The sequence below is a fragment of the Streptococcus sp. 3613 genome, assembly GCF_013277375.1.
In the GTDB taxonomy this organism is placed as follows: domain Bacteria; phylum Bacillota; class Bacilli; order Lactobacillales; family Streptococcaceae; genus Streptococcus; species Streptococcus pseudopneumoniae.
The window spans coordinates 1-16,027 of sequence record NZ_VMMV01000012.1 but is presented as its reverse complement, the minus strand read 5'-3'; the positions used below and the strand labels follow the sequence as shown (position 1 = coordinate 16,027).

Below are 16,027 nucleotides of genomic sequence, written 5' to 3'. Positions count from 1 at the left end.
AATTCGAAAACGAGGTTTCAAAAACAAGGCTTTCCAAACATTGGAAGCCGTCATTGATAAGCTTCAAGAAGTTATTCAAGGACTGGAAAAAAGCGTTTTAAAGTCCACTGTCAGCAGACAATGGACAAGGTTGCTTTTTGAAAATGATTGAGTATTAAAAGAAAAAAGCCTGAGATTTCCATCTCAGGCTCTATCAAAATAATTGTTTTCTAATACTCAATGAAAATCAAAGAGCAAACTAGGAAGCTAGCCGCAAGCTGTACTTGAGTACGGTAAGGCGACGCTGACGTGGTTTGAAGAGATTTTCGAAGAGTATAAACTAGAAAAGTGAGAATACAAGCACTGCCAAGGCTGCACCGATAACAGGTCCCACAACAGGAATCCAAGCGTAAGACCAATCTCCGTCTCCCTTGTTTGAAATTGGAAGGATACTGTGCATGATACGAGGTCCAAGGTCACGTGCAGGGTTCAAGGCATAACCTGTTGTACCACCTAGTGATAGACCGATACCGACAATCAACGTTCCCACTGCAAAGGTTCCGATTCCTGCTTGAAGGTCATAAAGTCCCAAAGCAAAGATTGTCAATACCAATACAAAAGTTCCTAGGATTTCACTAATCAAGTTTGATACAGTATCCTTGATGGCTGGTCCAGTACTGAAGGTTGCCAGGATATTGCCTGCATTTTCTTCTGCCTCATAATGCGGCTTGAATTGCAACCAAACCAAAATCTGACCCAGCATGGCCCCTGCGAACTGAGCTAGGATATAAGGGAATACTGATGCCCAAGGCAAACCACCTTTCAAGGCCACACCAATGGTCACAGCTGGGTTTAAATGAGCTGGACTGAGCTTGCCAGATACAAAGACTGCAACCGCAACTGCAATCCCCCAACCCATAGTAATCACAATCCAACCTGAGCTGTTGCTCTTGGTTTTAGGAAGAACCACACCTGCAACAACACCATTTCCTAGAAGAATCAGGATTAAAGTCCCTAAAAATTCTCCAAATAATTCATTCATCATCTTTCTGTCTCCATTAAAAAGAAGGAGGGGTAGACTAGGAGCCCTGCCCTCCGCCTCTTTTATTTTTTCTTAATTTTTTAATTCTGCTAAATCGTTGTTAGCAAGAGCTACTTCGACATCAACACGGTAAGCTGCTTTTTCTTCTTCTGTCCAGTCATAGAATCGTCCCATTTCATCCAAAACTGGCTCAACGATACTATCCAAGCTATCACGCATAAAGAGCATATGGTTAGTACGACGAAGAAGGAAGTCAACTGGACTCAGAACCAACTCATTGCGCATTGCATAGTGAAGGGACAAGGTGTCTGCCAGGCTAAGACCTGGCGCTTGTTCCAAACTATGAGCAAGTGCAAAGACTTTCGGTGCATTTGAACCGTAAAGATTTGCTAGGTAATGAGCTTCCTTGCTATCCAAACCACGTGACACTCCAAGTTGGGCAAAGGCTTCGATTTCTGAGTCTACATTTGCTGGGTTCAATTCTCCACCTGAAACAGGGTAAGTCTTAGAGTTGATGAGTTTAAAGCTACGGTCAAATTCTGCTTTGAGGATGTCAACCACGCGCTCCATAGCTCCTTCAGCCATCTTACGGTAGTCTGTGATTTTACCACCAGCAAGGGTCAAAAGGCCATTGTCATCACGATCCAAGCTAGACCCACGAGAAACTGCAGATGGATCCAAATGTTTCTCAGATGTGCTACTTTCAAGCTTGCTGACAGCAGACTCAACATCTTCACGTGTTTTTTCTTTGGAGAGATAAGATTCAACAGTCGCAATCAAGTTGTCAAAGCTTTCATCACTGATGGTACCGTTATTTCCACCATTATAGTCAGAGGCACTGTTCCCTGCAATCAATGGACGAAGACCTGCCCAGCTACTTTCAATGTCAGCAACTGTAATATTCGCTTCTGGGAAGCGGTTGTTGACAATACCAAGTAGGTAATCTACATCTTCTTGAGTTACTTTTGGATGCTCCAAATCACCTGTATAGTCTGTATCAGTTGTACCAAAGTAGGTCTTGTTTTCACGTGGGAGAACAAAGACCATACGACCGTCACCCAAACCTGTGTCAAAGTAAACTGGCTGTGAAACCTTGATTTTGCTTGAATCCACTACCAAGTGAACTCCCTTAGTTGGGCGCATTTGTGAGAATTGCGTTCCCTTATTAGACAAATTACGTACTTTATCACTCCAAGGACCTGTTGTATTAATAACCAGACGGGCCTTGATTTCAAATACTTGGTCTGTCAAGAGATCACGAGCTACAACACCTGTAATCTTGCCACTTTCGTCAAAGAGGAAGCCTTCTGCCTTCACGTGGTTGGCAATGAGGGCACCGTCTTGGTTGGCACGTTTGATGTTTTCAATCACGAGACGCGCATCGTTGTTACGGAAGTCAAGATACACTCCACCTCCTACCAAGCCTTCTTTCTTCAAGTTTGGCTGGCGTTCCAAGACTTGATTCTTACTCAAAACCTTGTTAGCAGCTGGTGTATTGTTGACACCTGCCAAGAGGTCGTACAAGTCCATGGCTACTTTAAGACGGAAGAGGCTAAAGGTCGCTCCATCTTCATCGTAAACTGGTAAGAGCATTGGGTCTGGTTTTGGAATGTGTGGAGCAATTTGTTGTACTACTGCACGTTCTGAAACCGTATCTGATACTACTTCTACGTCGAATTGTTTGAGGTAGCGAAGACCGCCGTGAACCAATTTTGTTGAACGGCTGGATGTTCCTTCTGCGAAGTCCTGCATTTCAATCAAACCGGTCTCAAGACCGCTAGCTGCCGCCTGCAAGGCTACACCAGCCCCTGTGATTCCTCCACCGATAATCAAGAGATCCAGGGTGCGTTCCTGCATTTTTTTAATTGACCATTCACGTGTTTTCTTTGAAAATTCCATATTTACACACCTTCTAAATAAATCGCTTTATTCTGCCAGTATTAGTCGTCTACTTCCGCAAAGACTTGCGTTGCTTTCACAGCCTTCTTCCAGCCCTTGTAGAGTTGTTCCTTGCGCGATTCGTTCATCGATGGTTCAAAGAGTTCTCCTGTCTCGTTCAAAAGTTTCAACTCATCCAAGTTTTTCCAGTAACCTACTGACAAACCTGCTAGGAAGGCTGCTCCTAGAGCTGTTGTTTCCAAGTTTTTAGCGCGTGCAATGTCAATGCCTAAAATATCAGCTTGGAACTGCATGAGGAAGTTATTCATGGCTGCACCTCCATCCACTTTCAATACTTGAATAGCTGTTTGAGCATCCACCTGCATTGTGTCAATAATATCACGTACTTGATAAGCAATTGATTGAAGAGTTGCCTTGATAAAGTCTTCTTTGCTTGTTCCACGAGTCAAACCAAAGACAGAACCGCGAGCATTTTGGTTCCAGTATGGTGCTCCTAGTCCTGTAAAGGCTGGAACGACATAAACTTCATCATCATTGTGAGAATCACGAGCATATTTTTCAGATTCTGGTGAATTTTCAACCATGCGAAGACCATCACGAAGCCACTGAATAGCACTTCCTGCGATGAAGATAGAACCTTCCAAGGCATAATAAACCTTACCGTTGATTCCGTAACCAATGGTTGTCAAGAGGTTGTTTTCAGACAACTGCATTTCTTCACCAGTATTCATGATGATGAAAGATCCTGTTCCATAAGTATTCTTGACCATACCAGGTTCAAAGGCCAACTGTCCAAAGAGGGCTGCTTGTTGGTCCCCAGCCATACCAGAGATTGGCACCTCTCCACCATAGAAATGGAATGGCGCTGTCTTACCGTAGATTTCAGAGTTAGAACGAACTTCTGGCAGCATAGCCTTCGGAATGTTGAGAATTTCCAAAATCTCATCATCCCATTTGAGTTCTTTAATGTTATAAAGCATGGTACGAGCTGCATTTGAGTAATCCGTCACGTGAGCCGCACCGTCAGTCAATTTCCAAACCAACCAAGTATCGATAGTACCAAAGAGCAATTCCCCTTTTTCTGCTCGCTCTTGAGCGCCCTCTACATGATCCAAAATCCAACGAACCTTGGTAGCAGAGAAGTAAGCATCAATAATCAAACCAGTCTTTTCATGGAATTTTTCCACATAACCTTGGCTTTTCAGCTGTTCAGCCAGAGGAGCTGTCTGACGTGATTGCCAAACGATAGCATTGTAGATAGGAAGTCCTGTTTTCTTATCCCAAACGACCGTTGTTTCACGTTGGTTGGTAATCCCGATTGCTTCGATTTGATTTGGCTTGACACCGCTTTCGATGAAAGCACCCGCAATAACTGACTGGACTGAGTTCCAAATTTCATTGGCATTGTGCTCAACCCAACCTGCCTGAGGGAAAATCTGCGTAAATTCCTTTTGACTCGAGCTAACCTTTTCCCCTTTTTTGTTGAAAATGATGGCACGAGAACTTGTAGTTCCCTGGTCAATGGCCATGATGTATTTTTCTTGTGACATGTGCTGTCCTCCTGATAAAGATCTTGAGGTGTTTCCTCTTTACACTTACTAGTATACAAAATAAAGCGCTTTCTTGTTTATCAACTTTTTTTAATTTTTAAAAAAACGTGAGGAGATTGTGTGAATTTCACAAAAAAGGCCTCAAAAGTTAGATTTAATAACCTATTTTAATGAAGAAGTAGCTAATAAGAGTATTTTTGCTAAGATTTACGATATGAAAAGTTTACATAATGCAATTATTTAATACCCATTCATAGTGTGATATAATATTGTTAATAACTAAAAACACCTCAAAATATAAAAAAGGGGAGAATTTTATGGCTAAAAAGAATCAATCTAATCGTCTAACTAACCAACATAAAGATTCAAGAGGAGTAGTAGGTATATTCGGAGAAGATGCAAAATCTCATGATATTGCCGTAGGCACTATCTCTCATCTAGTAAAATCGAAACTAGAGGAATTATATCCGATGTTAGAGTTTAGATTTAGAAAATCAGTTAGTAAAAAGGAGATTAATCATTATCTTAGTAAGCTGGATAAAGATTTAGGAAAAACTTTATTTACACAGAATGCAAGTATTATTCCTGACGGCGGTATCATTGAGGTAAAAGATGATTCAGGCAGTTGGCGTGTAGTTCTAGTAACAGAAGCTAAACATCAAGGAAAAGATATTGAAAATATTAAATCAGGTAAACTAGTAGGAAAAAACAACGACCAAGATTTAATGGCTGCCGGAAATGCTATTGAACGCTCACATAAAAATATTGCTGAAATAGCAAATTTTATGCTATCCGAGGAACACTTCCCTTATATTATTTTTCTAGAAGGTTCTAATTTTTTAACGCAAACTATCTCTGTAATACGGCCAGACGGACGGTCTGTTATACTTGAACATGACTCAGGAATACTAAACCGCTTAGACAGACTAACTGCTGCCAATTACGGCATGCCAATCAATACTAATTTGTGCAAAAATAAATTTATAAAAAATAAAGACAAATCAATAATGCTTCAAGCAACCTCTATCTATACAACTGGTGATGGAAGTCACTGGAATCCTCAGGAAATGTTTAATATAATGTTAGATGTTGCTAAGACGTCTCTTAAAGTTTTGGGAAGCGATATTTTTAACCAATTAACAAGGAGTATGGAATAAGATAATGAGAAAAAACGAAAATGATTTTTTAAGAAAGGCAAAAAAAAATAAAAATGATGAGTTCTATACTCAACTACAAGATATAGATAGGGAGTTACATCATTACAAGGTACATTTCAAAAACAAAATTATATTTTGCAATTGTGATGACCCCAGAACTAGCAATTTTTATAGATATTTTGCTCAAAATTTTAATGAACTTGGTTTGAAAAAGCTGATTGCATCCTGTTATATCGAACAACAATTTGATTTATTTAGCTTAAATTCAGAAATTTCAAATGGCTTTTACTATGAATACACTGGGAAAAAAGAAGAGGTCATTATTCCCAGTCTAAATGACGTGACATTTTTTAAAGGTGACGGTGATTTCCGCAGTGAGGAAAGTATGAAACTATTAAAAGAAGCAGATATAGTGGTAACAAATCCACCATTTTCACTTTTCAGAGACTTCCTTGCACAAGTTGTTCAATATGATAAACAATTTTTAATCATTGGCAATATTAATGCTATTACTTACAAAGAAACTTTTAAACTCATAGAAAACAATAAAGTTTGGATGGGGATAAATATGGGACGTGGTATTTCTGGATTTATCGTTCCAGACCACTATGAACTCTATGGGACAGAAACCACTATAAATGAACGTGGTGAAAGAATTGTTTCCCCTAATAACTGTTTATGGCTAACAAATTTAGATAATTTCAAAAGGCACGAGGACATTATTCTTACCAAAAAGTATAAAAATAATGAAGACCAATATTTAACCTACGATAATTACAACGGTATCAATATCAATAAAACAGTAGATATTCCTTATGATTATCGAGGAGTTATGGGAGTTCCAATAACTTTTCTTCATAAGTTTAATCCAAATCAATTTGAAATTGTTGGATTCCGAAAAGGAGATGACGGAAAAGATTTATCAATAAATGGTAAGAGCACTTATTTTAGGATATTAATTAAAAATAAGAAGTTTCAAACGACTAAATAGGCTGGTAGTATGATGAGTTTTACGAGCAAACAAATATCTAATTTTTTGGATGATAAAATTTTATTTCGATTTACAATTAACAGTAACAATACTATAAACTTCAACGAACGTGAAGCGATGTTTACTTTTGATCAAATTGAAAAAGTAATAAAAACTAATTTTGACTATTGGAAGATTGTTTCAGAAAAAGCACCATCTAATTATTATTCAAATTGGCAAATCATGAATAATAAGATAAATGGCATAAGGAAATTTCTTTCTGAGATTGACGACTTAAATACGGATACTATAAATAACTATCTTTATTATAACTTGTCAAGTAGTCGTGAAACTACTGAGCAAGGGAAGCTTGTTTACATACTATCAATTGATTCACCTATTGATAAAGATTTAGAAATTCGAAAAATAAAGAGTTTTGTTTCATTCTATATAGAGCAAACAACAGACAATCTTACAGAAGCGATAAGAAGTTACATCTATCTCTCTAAGAATATAAGTTCTATAGGCAATTATTTTTCAAGCTCTTATCCATACCAATTCTATCCGGCTCTGTATTTACTTAGAAAACAGTTCTCTAATATTAGGGAAAATATATTCGACTTTGAAAAAAATATTATATATCCATTAACCAGTAAGTTACAAGAAATTTCTGATAATTCTAATGAACAATATAAAGAAATTACCTCTTTTATCGAAAACAGATACAATGATATTCAACAACAATTTGATGATAAGGCCATAGAATTAAAAGAGTTTCAAAGCTCAATAAATCGTTGGCAAAAGGAAAAGAAAGATAAACTTGAACATTTAGAGGAGACTTATAAGAATAAACTATCATTGGAGGCACCCGAACAACTCTGGAATAAACGTGCTACAGAATATATAAAGCAGGCTAGAAATTGGACTATCATCCTTATTGTAACTGTACTAGCTTTAATTTTTACTTCGACAAAATTAATTACAGTTATACATAATTATTCTTTAGATATCATCAAAGAAATTCCTTTTCTTTCAGAATCATTCGTATTTATTTCTGTTATTTCTTTCTTTATCTATATAATTAGAATACTGGTAAAAATCGTAATGTCAAATCATCATTTAGCCACCGAATACAAACAGAAAGCAGCTTTAACTAGATTTTATCAATCTTTGACTTATGCTGGTACAAATATTGATAAAGAGGAAAGACTAATCATTATTAATTCATTATTTAGTAGAATTGATACAGGTCTTATTAAAGTAGATAACACAAATGATAACGAGGTAATTCTAGCAATTTTGTCTAAGAATATAAAATAAAAGGCTGAGCAAAAAGAATTTAAAGTCAAACAAACGCATATTGTCAAGTGTTGAAAAGACTCGATAATATGCGTTTTATTGCAGAAAATTTTACTTCTTTTTCTCCTAAAATTGAGTTTTTTTGCCATCTTCTTTAACTAAACAATAACTGGCGAATCGCTACCAAATCTTCCATATCCAAGTCGTTTTTTAAATAATAGACTGGCGTCTGTTCCTTCTTATGAATCGGGTTATTGGTAACCAGCAAATCATAATGCCGAGTACAATCATAGGCTTCAATGGTAATAAAACGATTGTATTCCAAATACCGTTTCAAAATGGCTGCCATCCTTGAAAAGACAAGAAAACCAGATGTCAAATCCAGACCAATCCGCATATGCTGGCCACCGTTTTCAGCCATATATTCGATTAACTGCAGCCATTCCCAGAGAATCTTCTTATCTAAATCTGTCCCCTGATGAAAGGCAGGTAGAGCATGAAAAATCTCCTCTGCTGTCTCTTTAAAATCATGTTCCATCAGTAAATAGGGATGACGATTCTCTAACTGGTACTTGTAGCGATCCTGTAAAATATAGCCCTTATAGAGGTAGACTTGAGCACAAAGCTGACTGAGTTCATAGGTGACATGGTCCTCTGTATAATCCCCCAGTAACTCCTCTTTCTTCATTTCTTGAATCAATTGCGTCAGTAAACCTGCCAACTGTCCTCCAAAACCAAGGATATACTCCATAGTATGAAGAGGAAGAATGCGATGAGATAGGAGGAAAGAGAAGAATATCATCATCTCCCCATCCTCAGTTCCGAGAGGGAGGTGTTGCCCAGCAAAAAAGGACGGAGCCTTTCGATGCAAACGAAGGTAGAAAATATTGTCAAAATACCCTCGCATTTTTTCTTCTATGACTTGAAACTGACAAGCATTGACCCGAAGACGTTGTTGACTGATATGAGCCCAGAGAACCAAGTCCAATTTCTGACCCGAAGACAAACTTGCACCGCAGATTTCTTCTAGTGTAGCAATTTCCTGCTTTCTCGCTGGTTTCTGCATGTGACCTTCCCACTCCTGACTAGACCAGACCTTGCGGAAAAGACAGAAATAGAAATAGCGAATCTGATGCTCTGGACCTCGCCAACGTCCATTTTGGATGGATAAATCAAATTCTGACAAAATCTGATTTAAACCAGCCAAGTGACGCCCAAGCGTAGCCTCGCTAATCATCAATTCTTGAGCCAGCTGATGGGCTAAAAATTGTTGGTGGTAGAGAAGATAGACCACAATCTGGTATTTAACAGCATTCTCCAAAAACAAGCTCCGAATATCTCTCCCCTTGGTAGCTGCACCGATCGACAGGCGCAGATTTTCATTTTCTAAGTGAATAGTCAACTCTAAACCACTATCCAAAGCCTTGTCATTGAGCAGGGTGACATATTTGGTTAGAGTTGCTTTTGAAAATCCTGTTTCTTCCATTACAGCCTTGACGGTCGTCTGAGACTCTTGTAATAGAAAGGAAAGGATTGAAAATTGACCACACTCGGCTTTCTCCATCAAATCTCCTAAATACATTTGTTACCCCTTTCATTTTCTACCTTAAGCATAGCATAAATCTTACAAATGCTGAAATAATCTGTTTCTCTTTTTATTTTCACGCTGATTTCCTAGTCCATTATCCTGAAAATCAGTAAACACACGGCTCCCTCTTTGGGCATTTTTATGCTAAAATAGTAGCTATGGATAAAATTATTAAAACTATATCAGAAAGCGGAGCCTTTCGTGCTTTTGTCCTTGATAGCACAGAAACCGTCCGTACTGCTCAAGAAAAACACAAAACCCAAGCTAGCTCAACTGTAGCGCTTGGTCGAACTCTTATCGCCAGCCAGATTCTCGCAGCCAATGAAAAAGGAAATACTAAACTAACAGTTAAGGTGCTGGGTTCTAGCTCTCTAGGGGCCATTATCACGGTCGCAGATACCAAGGGGAACGTCAAAGGCTATGTTCAAAATCCTGGCGTTGACATCAAAAAGACCGCAACTGGTGAAGTTCTAGTCGGACCTTTCGTTGGAAATGGTCAATTTCTCGTTATCACAGACTACGGCATTGGAAATCCTTATACTTCCTTGACCCCACTCATCTCTGGAGAGATTGGGGAAGACCTTGCTTTCTACCTAACAGAAAGCCAACAAACCCCTTCTGCAGTCGGCCTCAATGTCCTTTTGGACGAAGAAGACAAGGTTAAGGTTGCTGGTGGTTTCCTAGTTCAAGTCTTGCCGGGAGCCAAGGAAGAAGAGATTGCTCGCTTTGAAAAACGCATCCAAGAAATGCCAGCTATCTCTACTCTTCTCGAAAGCGACGACCATATCGAAGCCCTCCTCAAGGCTATCTACGGAGACGAAGCCTACAAGCGTCTTTCTGAAGAAGAAATCCGTTTCCAATGTGACTGTAGCCATGAACGCTTTATGAACGCTCTTGCCAGCCTTCCAAGCTCAGACTTACAGGAAATGAAAGAGGAAGACCACGGGGCAGAAATCACTTGTCAATTCTGCCAAACTACTTACAACTTTGATGAAAAGGACCTGGAGGAACTCATTCGTGACAAATCTTAATACACCTTTTATGATTGGCAATGTTGAGATTCCCAATCGTACCGTTTTAGCACCTATGGCTGGTGTCACCAACTCAGCCTTTCGTACCATCGCAAAAGAGCTCGGAGCTGGACTCGTTGTCATGGAAATGGTCTCTGACAAGGGAATCCAATACAACAACGAAAAAACCCTGCACATGCTTCATATCGACGAAGGCGAAAACCCTGTCTCTATCCAACTATTTGGTAGTGATGAAGACAGCCTCGCACGCGCAGCAGAATTCATCCAAGAAAACACCAAAACCAATATCGTCGATATCAACATGGGCTGCCCTGTCAACAAAATCGTGAAGAACGAAGCTGGCGCTATGTGGCTCAAGGATCCAGATAAGATTTACTCTATCATCAACAAGGTCCAATCTATCCTTGATATTCCACTTACTGTCAAGATGCGTACCGGCTGGGCTGACCCGTCTCTTGCAGTAGAAAATGCCCTCGCTGCTGAAGCAGCAGGTGTTTCTGCCCTCGCCATGCATGGCCGTACCCGTGAGCAAATGTATACAGGTCACGCAGACCTTGAGACCCTGCACAAGGTTGCCCAAGCTCTGACCAAGATTCCATTCATCGCCAACGGTGACATCCGTACAGTTCAAGAAGCCAAACAACGCATTGAAGAAGTCGGTGCTGATGCAGTCATGATTGGCCGCGCTGCCATGGGAAATCCCTACCTCTTCAACCAAATCAACCATTACTTTGAAACAGGAGAAATCCTACCTGATTTGACCTTTGAAGATAAGATGAAAATCGCCTACGAACATTTGAAACGATTGATTAACCTCAAAGGAGAAAACGTCGCAGTTCGTGAATTCCGTGGCCTCGCTCCTCACTATCTCCGTGGAACATCTGGCGCTGCCAAACTCCGTGGAACCATTTCGCAAGCTAGCACCCTAGCAGAGATTGAAGCCCTCTTGCAATTGGATAAGGCTTAATAGACCAAAACCCGTAACTCTCTTAAAGGTTACGGGTTTTTGACTGTAAAAATTCAAATACTAAGGGTTATTATTGACTCAAAGCAACACTGGAAACCTTGCCATCCGCTCCTGTTGTAATTTGGATGATTTTTCCTCCACCAATTTTGGCATTATACTTGCCATCATCAAGAGTATAAGAGTAGCCTCTGATAGAGTAGTTTTCTTTCTTTCCATCAGCAGATTCTACTGTGAATTGACCTCCTGATGAAACTGTGATGGTTTCGCCATTTGCTCCCTTCCAATTGCCCGCTGCAGCTGAGAAATCACCATCTACCATGGTTAAAACACCCTTGTAGCGTTTATTTTGCTCTGCTTGTTTGTCTTGAAGTTTGCGGTCAGTTGTAGGATCATAGCTTGATTGGTTAGACTGGGATTGAGGAGCCTGTTGAGTTGAAGGAGCCTGAGCAGGAGTTTGTTGACTAGCTGCCTGTTGAGTAGACACTTCTTGACCTTGTCTTTGCTCTGGTGCAGGTGCCACTTGTGATGGCCTTGCAGTTGCTGAAGATTGATCAGTAGATGCCTTGGCCTTTTCAGATGAAGCTGAAGTTGAGGACTTCTGAGTCTTGCTTTCTTTGCTAGAAGAGGCTGCTTTAGAGCTTGATGACTGGCTTATCTTAGCAGAACTGCTTGCTTGAGTTGTTTCCTTTTTATTTCCACAAGCTCCCAGTAGCAAGGTAGAAGCCAATACAGTTGCTACCATCAATTTGATATAGGTTTTCTTTTTCATTTTTCTACTCCTTTGTAATATTTTAGAAATATAAAGAAATCTTTTTGTAATGGAATTGTAACATTTAGATTTAAATATGTCAATAATTTATTTAAACTATTTTAAAAATCTCACATAATTTAAACACCTTTACTCCTCCTACTCTTCTATTCGTAATCTAATAGAAAAAACAGAGAAAAATTCCTATTTTGTTTAAAATTTTTTAAATCGCTCTTATTTAATCGCTTACATATTTAGCTGCAAAGGAATATAATAACAGTGAAATAGAATATAGGAAGTGCACTCTTATACTAAATAAGTATTTCAAGTATCTTCCTTGGTTGATTTTGGGAGCAATTGGTTCCTATAAATCCGCAACTCACTATGGCAAAACTTCGTTTGATATCTTCTATCTGACCACAGTCTTTATGATTTTCTATATAGCTTTGTTATTCCTACACGAAAAATATCTCAAGTATCGATACAAAGACTTTTTACTCACATGTTGAGCAATTCTAAGAAAGATAACTATCCCTAAAAACAGTCGCAACAGCAAAGCAAACTAATAAAGGCAAACAAAGAGGTCAGGAACTTTATCCCGACCTCGTTTTTTATTTCAATCGATAGGTTTTTCTTGGTTTCTTTTTAGGCACTCGTTTGAGTCCAACTTCTTCTACATATTCTCCGTATTTTACGAGAAAGTTATTGCTGACGATTGGACGACCGGGGTTGATGAGATTGACCAGTTCAGTCCCTTCGTAGACAGTGAACTCCTCCTCCAGCAGATAAAGGAAGGTCGGATTCCAGTCGAGACGGCCTTGGATTCGTTTGATAGACTCTTGAATAATGGCATAATGGTCAAAAGCGAAGGCTTGTTCCTCCAACTCCACTCCCTCTAGGTAGCATTTGCCTGTCTGAAAATCGACATCTACAAAAAACACATCCTTGGCATCGTCTCCTGCTTGAACCAGTTCTAATGCACGACTAGGCAAATAAACCAAGTGGGCAATGGTCACTGTCCAGCCCCGTGGATCACGGCCGGGAGTCGATACGGTCATCAATTGCTCAATTTTTTCCAAAGGAAGATCGAGATTGACTTCTTCTCTCACCTCACGCTGACAGGCATGCGCAGCATCTTCGCCCTTGTTCATAAATCCTCCAACCAGAGCCAAACAATTTTGATATGGATGAGCCTTGCGACGAATTAATAAGAGCTTGATTTTTCCTTCGACAAAGCAGTAGGCTACCATATCCACCGTTACACTTGGTTTTTCGTATTGAGGGAGTTCCTGCTTGTGGTACCAGTCTAAAAATTCTTCCTGACTAGCATGAATTTCAAAATATTCTTTTTCCATCCCTGCTGGAATCATCGTGTCCGTCATTTTATGCCTCCTTACGAACTGCCTTGGTCCATTGGTACCAACCTACTAGACTATTGAGAGTGTAAACCCAGTACATCCCTTGGATGTGGATATTTTCACCCCACCAGAGATAAATACTAAAGAGATTGGTTGCAATCCAGAAAATCCATTGCTCACGATAGAGACGGGTCATCAAGAGCTGACCGACACCATTGGTCGCATCGGTAACACTATCACGGAAAGGGCGAGCACTATGGATGCTTTGATAAGCCAAGCCCATACCAATCCAAATGATAGCAGTCAAGACCAAGTACTTGAGCCAATCAAAAATAGATAATTTCTTAGCTTCAAAATGAGATCCTTCTGCTTTTCCTTGGTCATTAATACGGTTGGACAGCCAAGCATAGAGGCCAATCGGCTGCATGACAAAGAAGTAAACGGTCGTCAAGACTTCGCCATAAAAAGTCGCATCCATGGCCAAAATCAAATAGATAGCAGAGTTAATAGCCCCAAAGAGATAATTGCTTGCACGACCTTCTGCTACCAAGATAACACAGACAATCCCAGTCCAAGATGCAAACAAGCTTAACCAGTCATGACTATCTATATTTTGAGTGAATTCCAAGATAAAGGGAACACTTGACAAGGCGATGAGATACAACCACTGGAAGAGGCTACGACCGACAAAGAGATCTTTCCAGAGCAAGTGCATGATTCCTGCAAAACCGATTTTGCGAGCTTCTGCATGAACATTTTTAAAGTTTTCGATAAATTGTGTGATTTTTTCAGTTAGTTTTTTCATATGTTTCTCCTAATCTGCTTGGTAAATGGCATCAATAGCCACTTTTGCTGCTTCATAATTTCCTAGATAATCCTCAGCTAGATAAACTAGTGGAATGTTTGCTAAGTAGCGCTCCCTCATCTGATCCAAATGTTGTGAAAAACTATGACGAATATGGTCTTCTGCCATGGTCATATCTCTAAATCCGTCATTGACATAGGAACCGACAGGTTGCACAAAGAGAATCAAGTCCCATTTCTCCTTAGCCAAGATCGAGGCAAAGAGATTATCAAAAGTCTCTCCCGATAAGTCCCCTCTATCCTCAGTCTCCATGTAATAATCATAGTAGCCCTTGGTTACTAAGGAGTTGGTGTCTGCTATCACCAGTCCCCTATTGGCATTACTGTCAATTAACTTAGAGGTCTGGTCATACTGCCCCAACAGGAGATAATAGTAATCCTTTGGAGTCAATTCATCATCGCGGACATTGTTTTTGATCTGGTACTCACGTGTGTATTCCAGACTGACGGGTGCATCGTAATACCTAGCCAAATCCTTGGCCAGAGTGGTCTTCCCATTACTGGCACTTCCCATAATCAACACTTTCTTTGTAAACTGACGTCGGAAGGGTTGAGCGATATATTTCCAATATTTGCTTGGATTTTCTCGAATCATAGTCGCTGAGATACCAAATTTTCTTTCTTGCAAGACAGTCTCAAAACCACGATTTGATAATTCTTGCTGGTAATCTGCTTCTCCCACAAAGAAGATTAGTTCTTGCTGGGTTTCATCATAGGAAATCTCCGCTAACATTTGGTTCAACCACTCCTGCCAACCCATAGGATAACGGGGAAGATTGGTCTCATCTAACTTACAAACCGAGGTCAACTCGTCATCACCAAAGGCCTCTCGGATATAGCGAAACCTTTTTTGAAGCGTTAAGCCTACCTGTTCCCCTATATCTCCCTCGTAGCCTGAAACGACAAGCCAGACCTGGTCACACTGCCGCTTGGCTCGCTGGATTAGATCGATATGACCTTGATGAAGCGGAGCAAATGTCCCAAATATCACTGCTGTTTTCTTTTTCATAAACGCATTACCTTTTTATAGTTTTTGATATTTTCATTATCTATGTTTTTATTATAAACTATATTTTTGTTTTGTCAATAGTTTTTATCATTTTTATAAAAACATTGCGAAAAAGAGAACCAATGAAAGTTCTATAATGAAGTTAGCCACCCAGCCCTCCTAAAAATTAGATGGTTCAACTAGCTGATAGCTAGTACTCGATTTCATTTGATAAGAGGCTTGATGCTGTTAGGCTGACAAGCCAAGGCTAAGATTAGCCTTGGTTTAGCTGACAAAACTGCTTCAAGGGTTCCTCTTGTCAAATGAAAGCTCTTCTAGGCATAAGAAAACACCTCTGTGTTATACTTGTTGTTCAATCACAAACACAAGAAAGGCACAGAGATGAAAAACCATTATACTACAAAAGCCAAACATTTGACAATCGATAGCCGTCGCTTAATCGAACGATGGAAAAAAGAAGGGAAATCAAATAGAGAAATCGCCTCTTTACTTGGAAAAGCTCCTCAAACCATTCACAATGAAGTCAAGCGTGCGCAAGATATCCAACGTCTTTCAAGACGGAACAT

General features: G+C 39.6%; 14 protein-coding genes and 2 pseudogenes. 8 read left to right on the top strand and 8 right to left on the bottom strand.

The genetic code is table 11. The features are described from left to right. Positions 1 to 151: pseudogene (locus tag HT708_RS01485) on the top strand (IS630 family transposase); the annotation flags it as partial. A 168-nt stretch (positions 152 to 319) separates the two neighbouring features. Here HT708_RS01485 and HT708_RS01480 read toward each other — a convergent pair. From HT708_RS01480 to glpK, 3 genes are all read right to left on the bottom strand, one after another. Then, complete coding sequence (locus HT708_RS01480; protein WP_000980824.1) at positions 320 to 1,024, bottom strand: MIP/aquaporin family protein; 705 nt, start codon at positions 1,022 to 1,024, stop codon at positions 320 to 322. A gap of 69 nt (positions 1,025 to 1,093) precedes the next feature. Continuing rightward, on the bottom strand, positions 1,094 to 2,920 hold the full coding sequence (gene glpO / locus HT708_RS01475; RefSeq protein ID WP_023939034.1) for a type 1 glycerol-3-phosphate oxidase: 1,827 nt from the start codon (positions 2,918 to 2,920) through the stop codon (positions 1,094 to 1,096). A 41-nt stretch (positions 2,921 to 2,961) separates the two neighbouring features. Beyond that, on the bottom strand, positions 2,962 to 4,470 hold the full coding sequence (gene glpK / locus HT708_RS01470; RefSeq protein ID WP_050282988.1) for a glycerol kinase GlpK: 1,509 nt from the start codon (positions 4,468 to 4,470) through the stop codon (positions 2,962 to 2,964). A 317-nt stretch (positions 4,471 to 4,787) separates the two neighbouring features. On the opposite strand from glpK, the gene HT708_RS01465 reads away from it, so the two are divergent. From HT708_RS01465 to HT708_RS01455, 3 genes are read left to right on the top strand one after another with little or no spacing between them, the layout of a single operon-like run. After that, a complete protein-coding gene (locus tag HT708_RS01465; RefSeq protein WP_023934038.1) occupies positions 4,788 to 5,627 on the top strand; it encodes an EcoRI family type II restriction endonuclease in 840 nt (279 codons plus the stop codon). Positions 5,628 to 5,631: 4 nt separating this feature from the next. Further along, the gene (locus HT708_RS01460) at positions 5,632 to 6,618 is read left to right on the top strand and encodes an adenine-specific methyltransferase EcoRI family protein (protein WP_023936772.1); all 987 of its coding nucleotides are present in this window, start codon (positions 5,632 to 5,634) and stop codon (positions 6,616 to 6,618) included. A 9-nt stretch (positions 6,619 to 6,627) separates the two neighbouring features. Then, positions 6,628 to 7,917: a DUF6161 domain-containing protein gene (locus HT708_RS01455; RefSeq protein ID WP_023934039.1), complete on the top strand. Its 1,290-nt coding sequence runs from the start codon at positions 6,628 to 6,630 to the stop codon at positions 7,915 to 7,917. Between the two features lie 133 nt (positions 7,918 to 8,050). Here the strand turns inward: HT708_RS01455 and HT708_RS01450 are convergent, their stop codons facing one another. Beyond that, positions 8,051 to 9,478 (bottom strand): helix-turn-helix domain-containing protein, encoded by a 1,428-nt coding sequence (locus tag HT708_RS01450; protein WP_138706092.1) that lies wholly within the window; start codon positions 9,476 to 9,478, stop codon positions 8,051 to 8,053. Between the two features lie 164 nt (positions 9,479 to 9,642). Between HT708_RS01450 and hslO the strand changes: the two genes are divergently transcribed. Then, complete coding sequence (gene hslO, locus HT708_RS01445) at positions 9,643 to 10,515, top strand: Hsp33 family molecular chaperone HslO (RefSeq protein ID WP_023934040.1); 873 nt, start codon at positions 9,643 to 9,645, stop codon at positions 10,513 to 10,515. Further along, on the top strand, positions 10,502 to 11,482 hold the full coding sequence (gene dusB, locus HT708_RS01440; RefSeq protein ID WP_023934041.1) for a tRNA dihydrouridine synthase DusB: 981 nt from the start codon (positions 10,502 to 10,504) through the stop codon (positions 11,480 to 11,482). Before hslO ends, dusB begins: the two co-directional genes overlap by 14 nt. A gap of 70 nt (positions 11,483 to 11,552) precedes the next feature. Here dusB and HT708_RS01435 read toward each other — a convergent pair whose 3' ends face one another. Beyond that, positions 11,553 to 12,251, bottom strand: coding sequence for a hypothetical protein (locus tag HT708_RS01435; protein ID WP_023934042.1), 699 nt, complete (start codon positions 12,249 to 12,251; stop codon positions 11,553 to 11,555). A gap of 287 nt (positions 12,252 to 12,538) precedes the next feature. On the opposite strand from HT708_RS01435, the pseudogene HT708_RS11665 reads away from it, so the two are divergent. Then, a pseudogene (locus tag HT708_RS11665) lies at positions 12,539 to 12,768 on the top strand (hypothetical protein). Positions 12,769 to 12,841: 73 nt separating this feature from the next. On the opposite strand, the gene HT708_RS01430 reads toward HT708_RS11665, so the two are convergent. From HT708_RS01430 to HT708_RS01420, 3 genes are read right to left on the bottom strand one after another with little or no spacing between them, the layout of a single operon-like run. Beyond that, positions 12,842 to 13,612, bottom strand: coding sequence for an NUDIX hydrolase (locus HT708_RS01430; protein ID WP_138701995.1), 771 nt, complete (start codon positions 13,610 to 13,612; stop codon positions 12,842 to 12,844). A gap of 1 nt (position 13,613) precedes the next feature. After that, complete coding sequence (gene pnuC / locus HT708_RS01425) at positions 13,614 to 14,393, bottom strand: nicotinamide riboside transporter PnuC (RefSeq protein WP_172925887.1); 780 nt, start codon at positions 14,391 to 14,393, stop codon at positions 13,614 to 13,616. Between the two features lie 9 nt (positions 14,394 to 14,402). After that, positions 14,403 to 15,461 carry an AAA family ATPase gene (locus HT708_RS01420; RefSeq protein ID WP_138702870.1) on the bottom strand — a complete coding sequence of 353 codons (1,059 nt, stop codon included), beginning with the start codon at positions 15,459 to 15,461 and terminating at the stop codon, positions 14,403 to 14,405. Positions 15,462 to 15,842: 381 nt separating this feature from the next. On the opposite strand from HT708_RS01420, the gene HT708_RS01415 reads away from it, so the two are divergent. Next, positions 15,843 to 16,027, top strand: a 185-nt coding sequence (locus HT708_RS01415; protein WP_172925886.1) for a helix-turn-helix domain-containing protein, incomplete at its 3' end; no start/stop codon positions are given.

Bases quoted from the DNA above. Each gene is read 5' to 3' on its own strand.
- HT708_RS01465 (WP_023934038.1), top strand. From the start codon at position 4,788: ATGGCTAAAAAGAATCAATCTAATCGTCTAACTAACCAACATAAAGAT.
- HT708_RS01460 (WP_023936772.1), top strand. From the start codon at position 5,632: ATGAGAAAAAACGAAAATGATTTTTTAAGAAAGGCAAAAAAAAATAAA.
- HT708_RS01455 (WP_023934039.1), top strand. From the start codon at position 6,628: ATGATGAGTTTTACGAGCAAACAAATATCTAATTTTTTGGATGATAAA.
- HT708_RS01480 (WP_000980824.1), bottom strand. From the start codon at position 1,024: ATGATGAATGAATTATTTGGAGAATTTTTAGGGACTTTAATCCTGATT.
- glpK (WP_050282988.1), bottom strand. From the start codon at position 4,470: ATGTCACAAGAAAAATACATCATGGCCATTGACCAGGGAACTACAAGT.
- HT708_RS01430 (WP_138701995.1), bottom strand. From the start codon at position 13,612: ATGACGGACACGATGATTCCAGCAGGGATGGAAAAAGAATATTTTGAA.
- pnuC (WP_172925887.1), bottom strand. From the start codon at position 14,393: ATGAAAAAACTAACTGAAAAAATCACACAATTTATCGAAAACTTTAAA.
- HT708_RS01420 (WP_138702870.1), bottom strand. From the start codon at position 15,461: ATGAAAAAGAAAACAGCAGTGATATTTGGGACATTTGCTCCGCTTCAT.
- HT708_RS01435 (WP_023934042.1), bottom strand. From the start codon at position 12,251: ATGAAAAAGAAAACCTATATCAAATTGATGGTAGCAACTGTATTGGCT.
- glpO (WP_023939034.1), bottom strand. From the start codon at position 2,920: ATGGAATTTTCAAAGAAAACACGTGAATGGTCAATTAAAAAAATGCAG.
- hslO (WP_023934040.1), top strand. From the start codon at position 9,643: ATGGATAAAATTATTAAAACTATATCAGAAAGCGGAGCCTTTCGTGCT.
- HT708_RS01450 (WP_138706092.1), bottom strand. From the start codon at position 9,478: ATGTATTTAGGAGATTTGATGGAGAAAGCCGAGTGTGGTCAATTTTCA.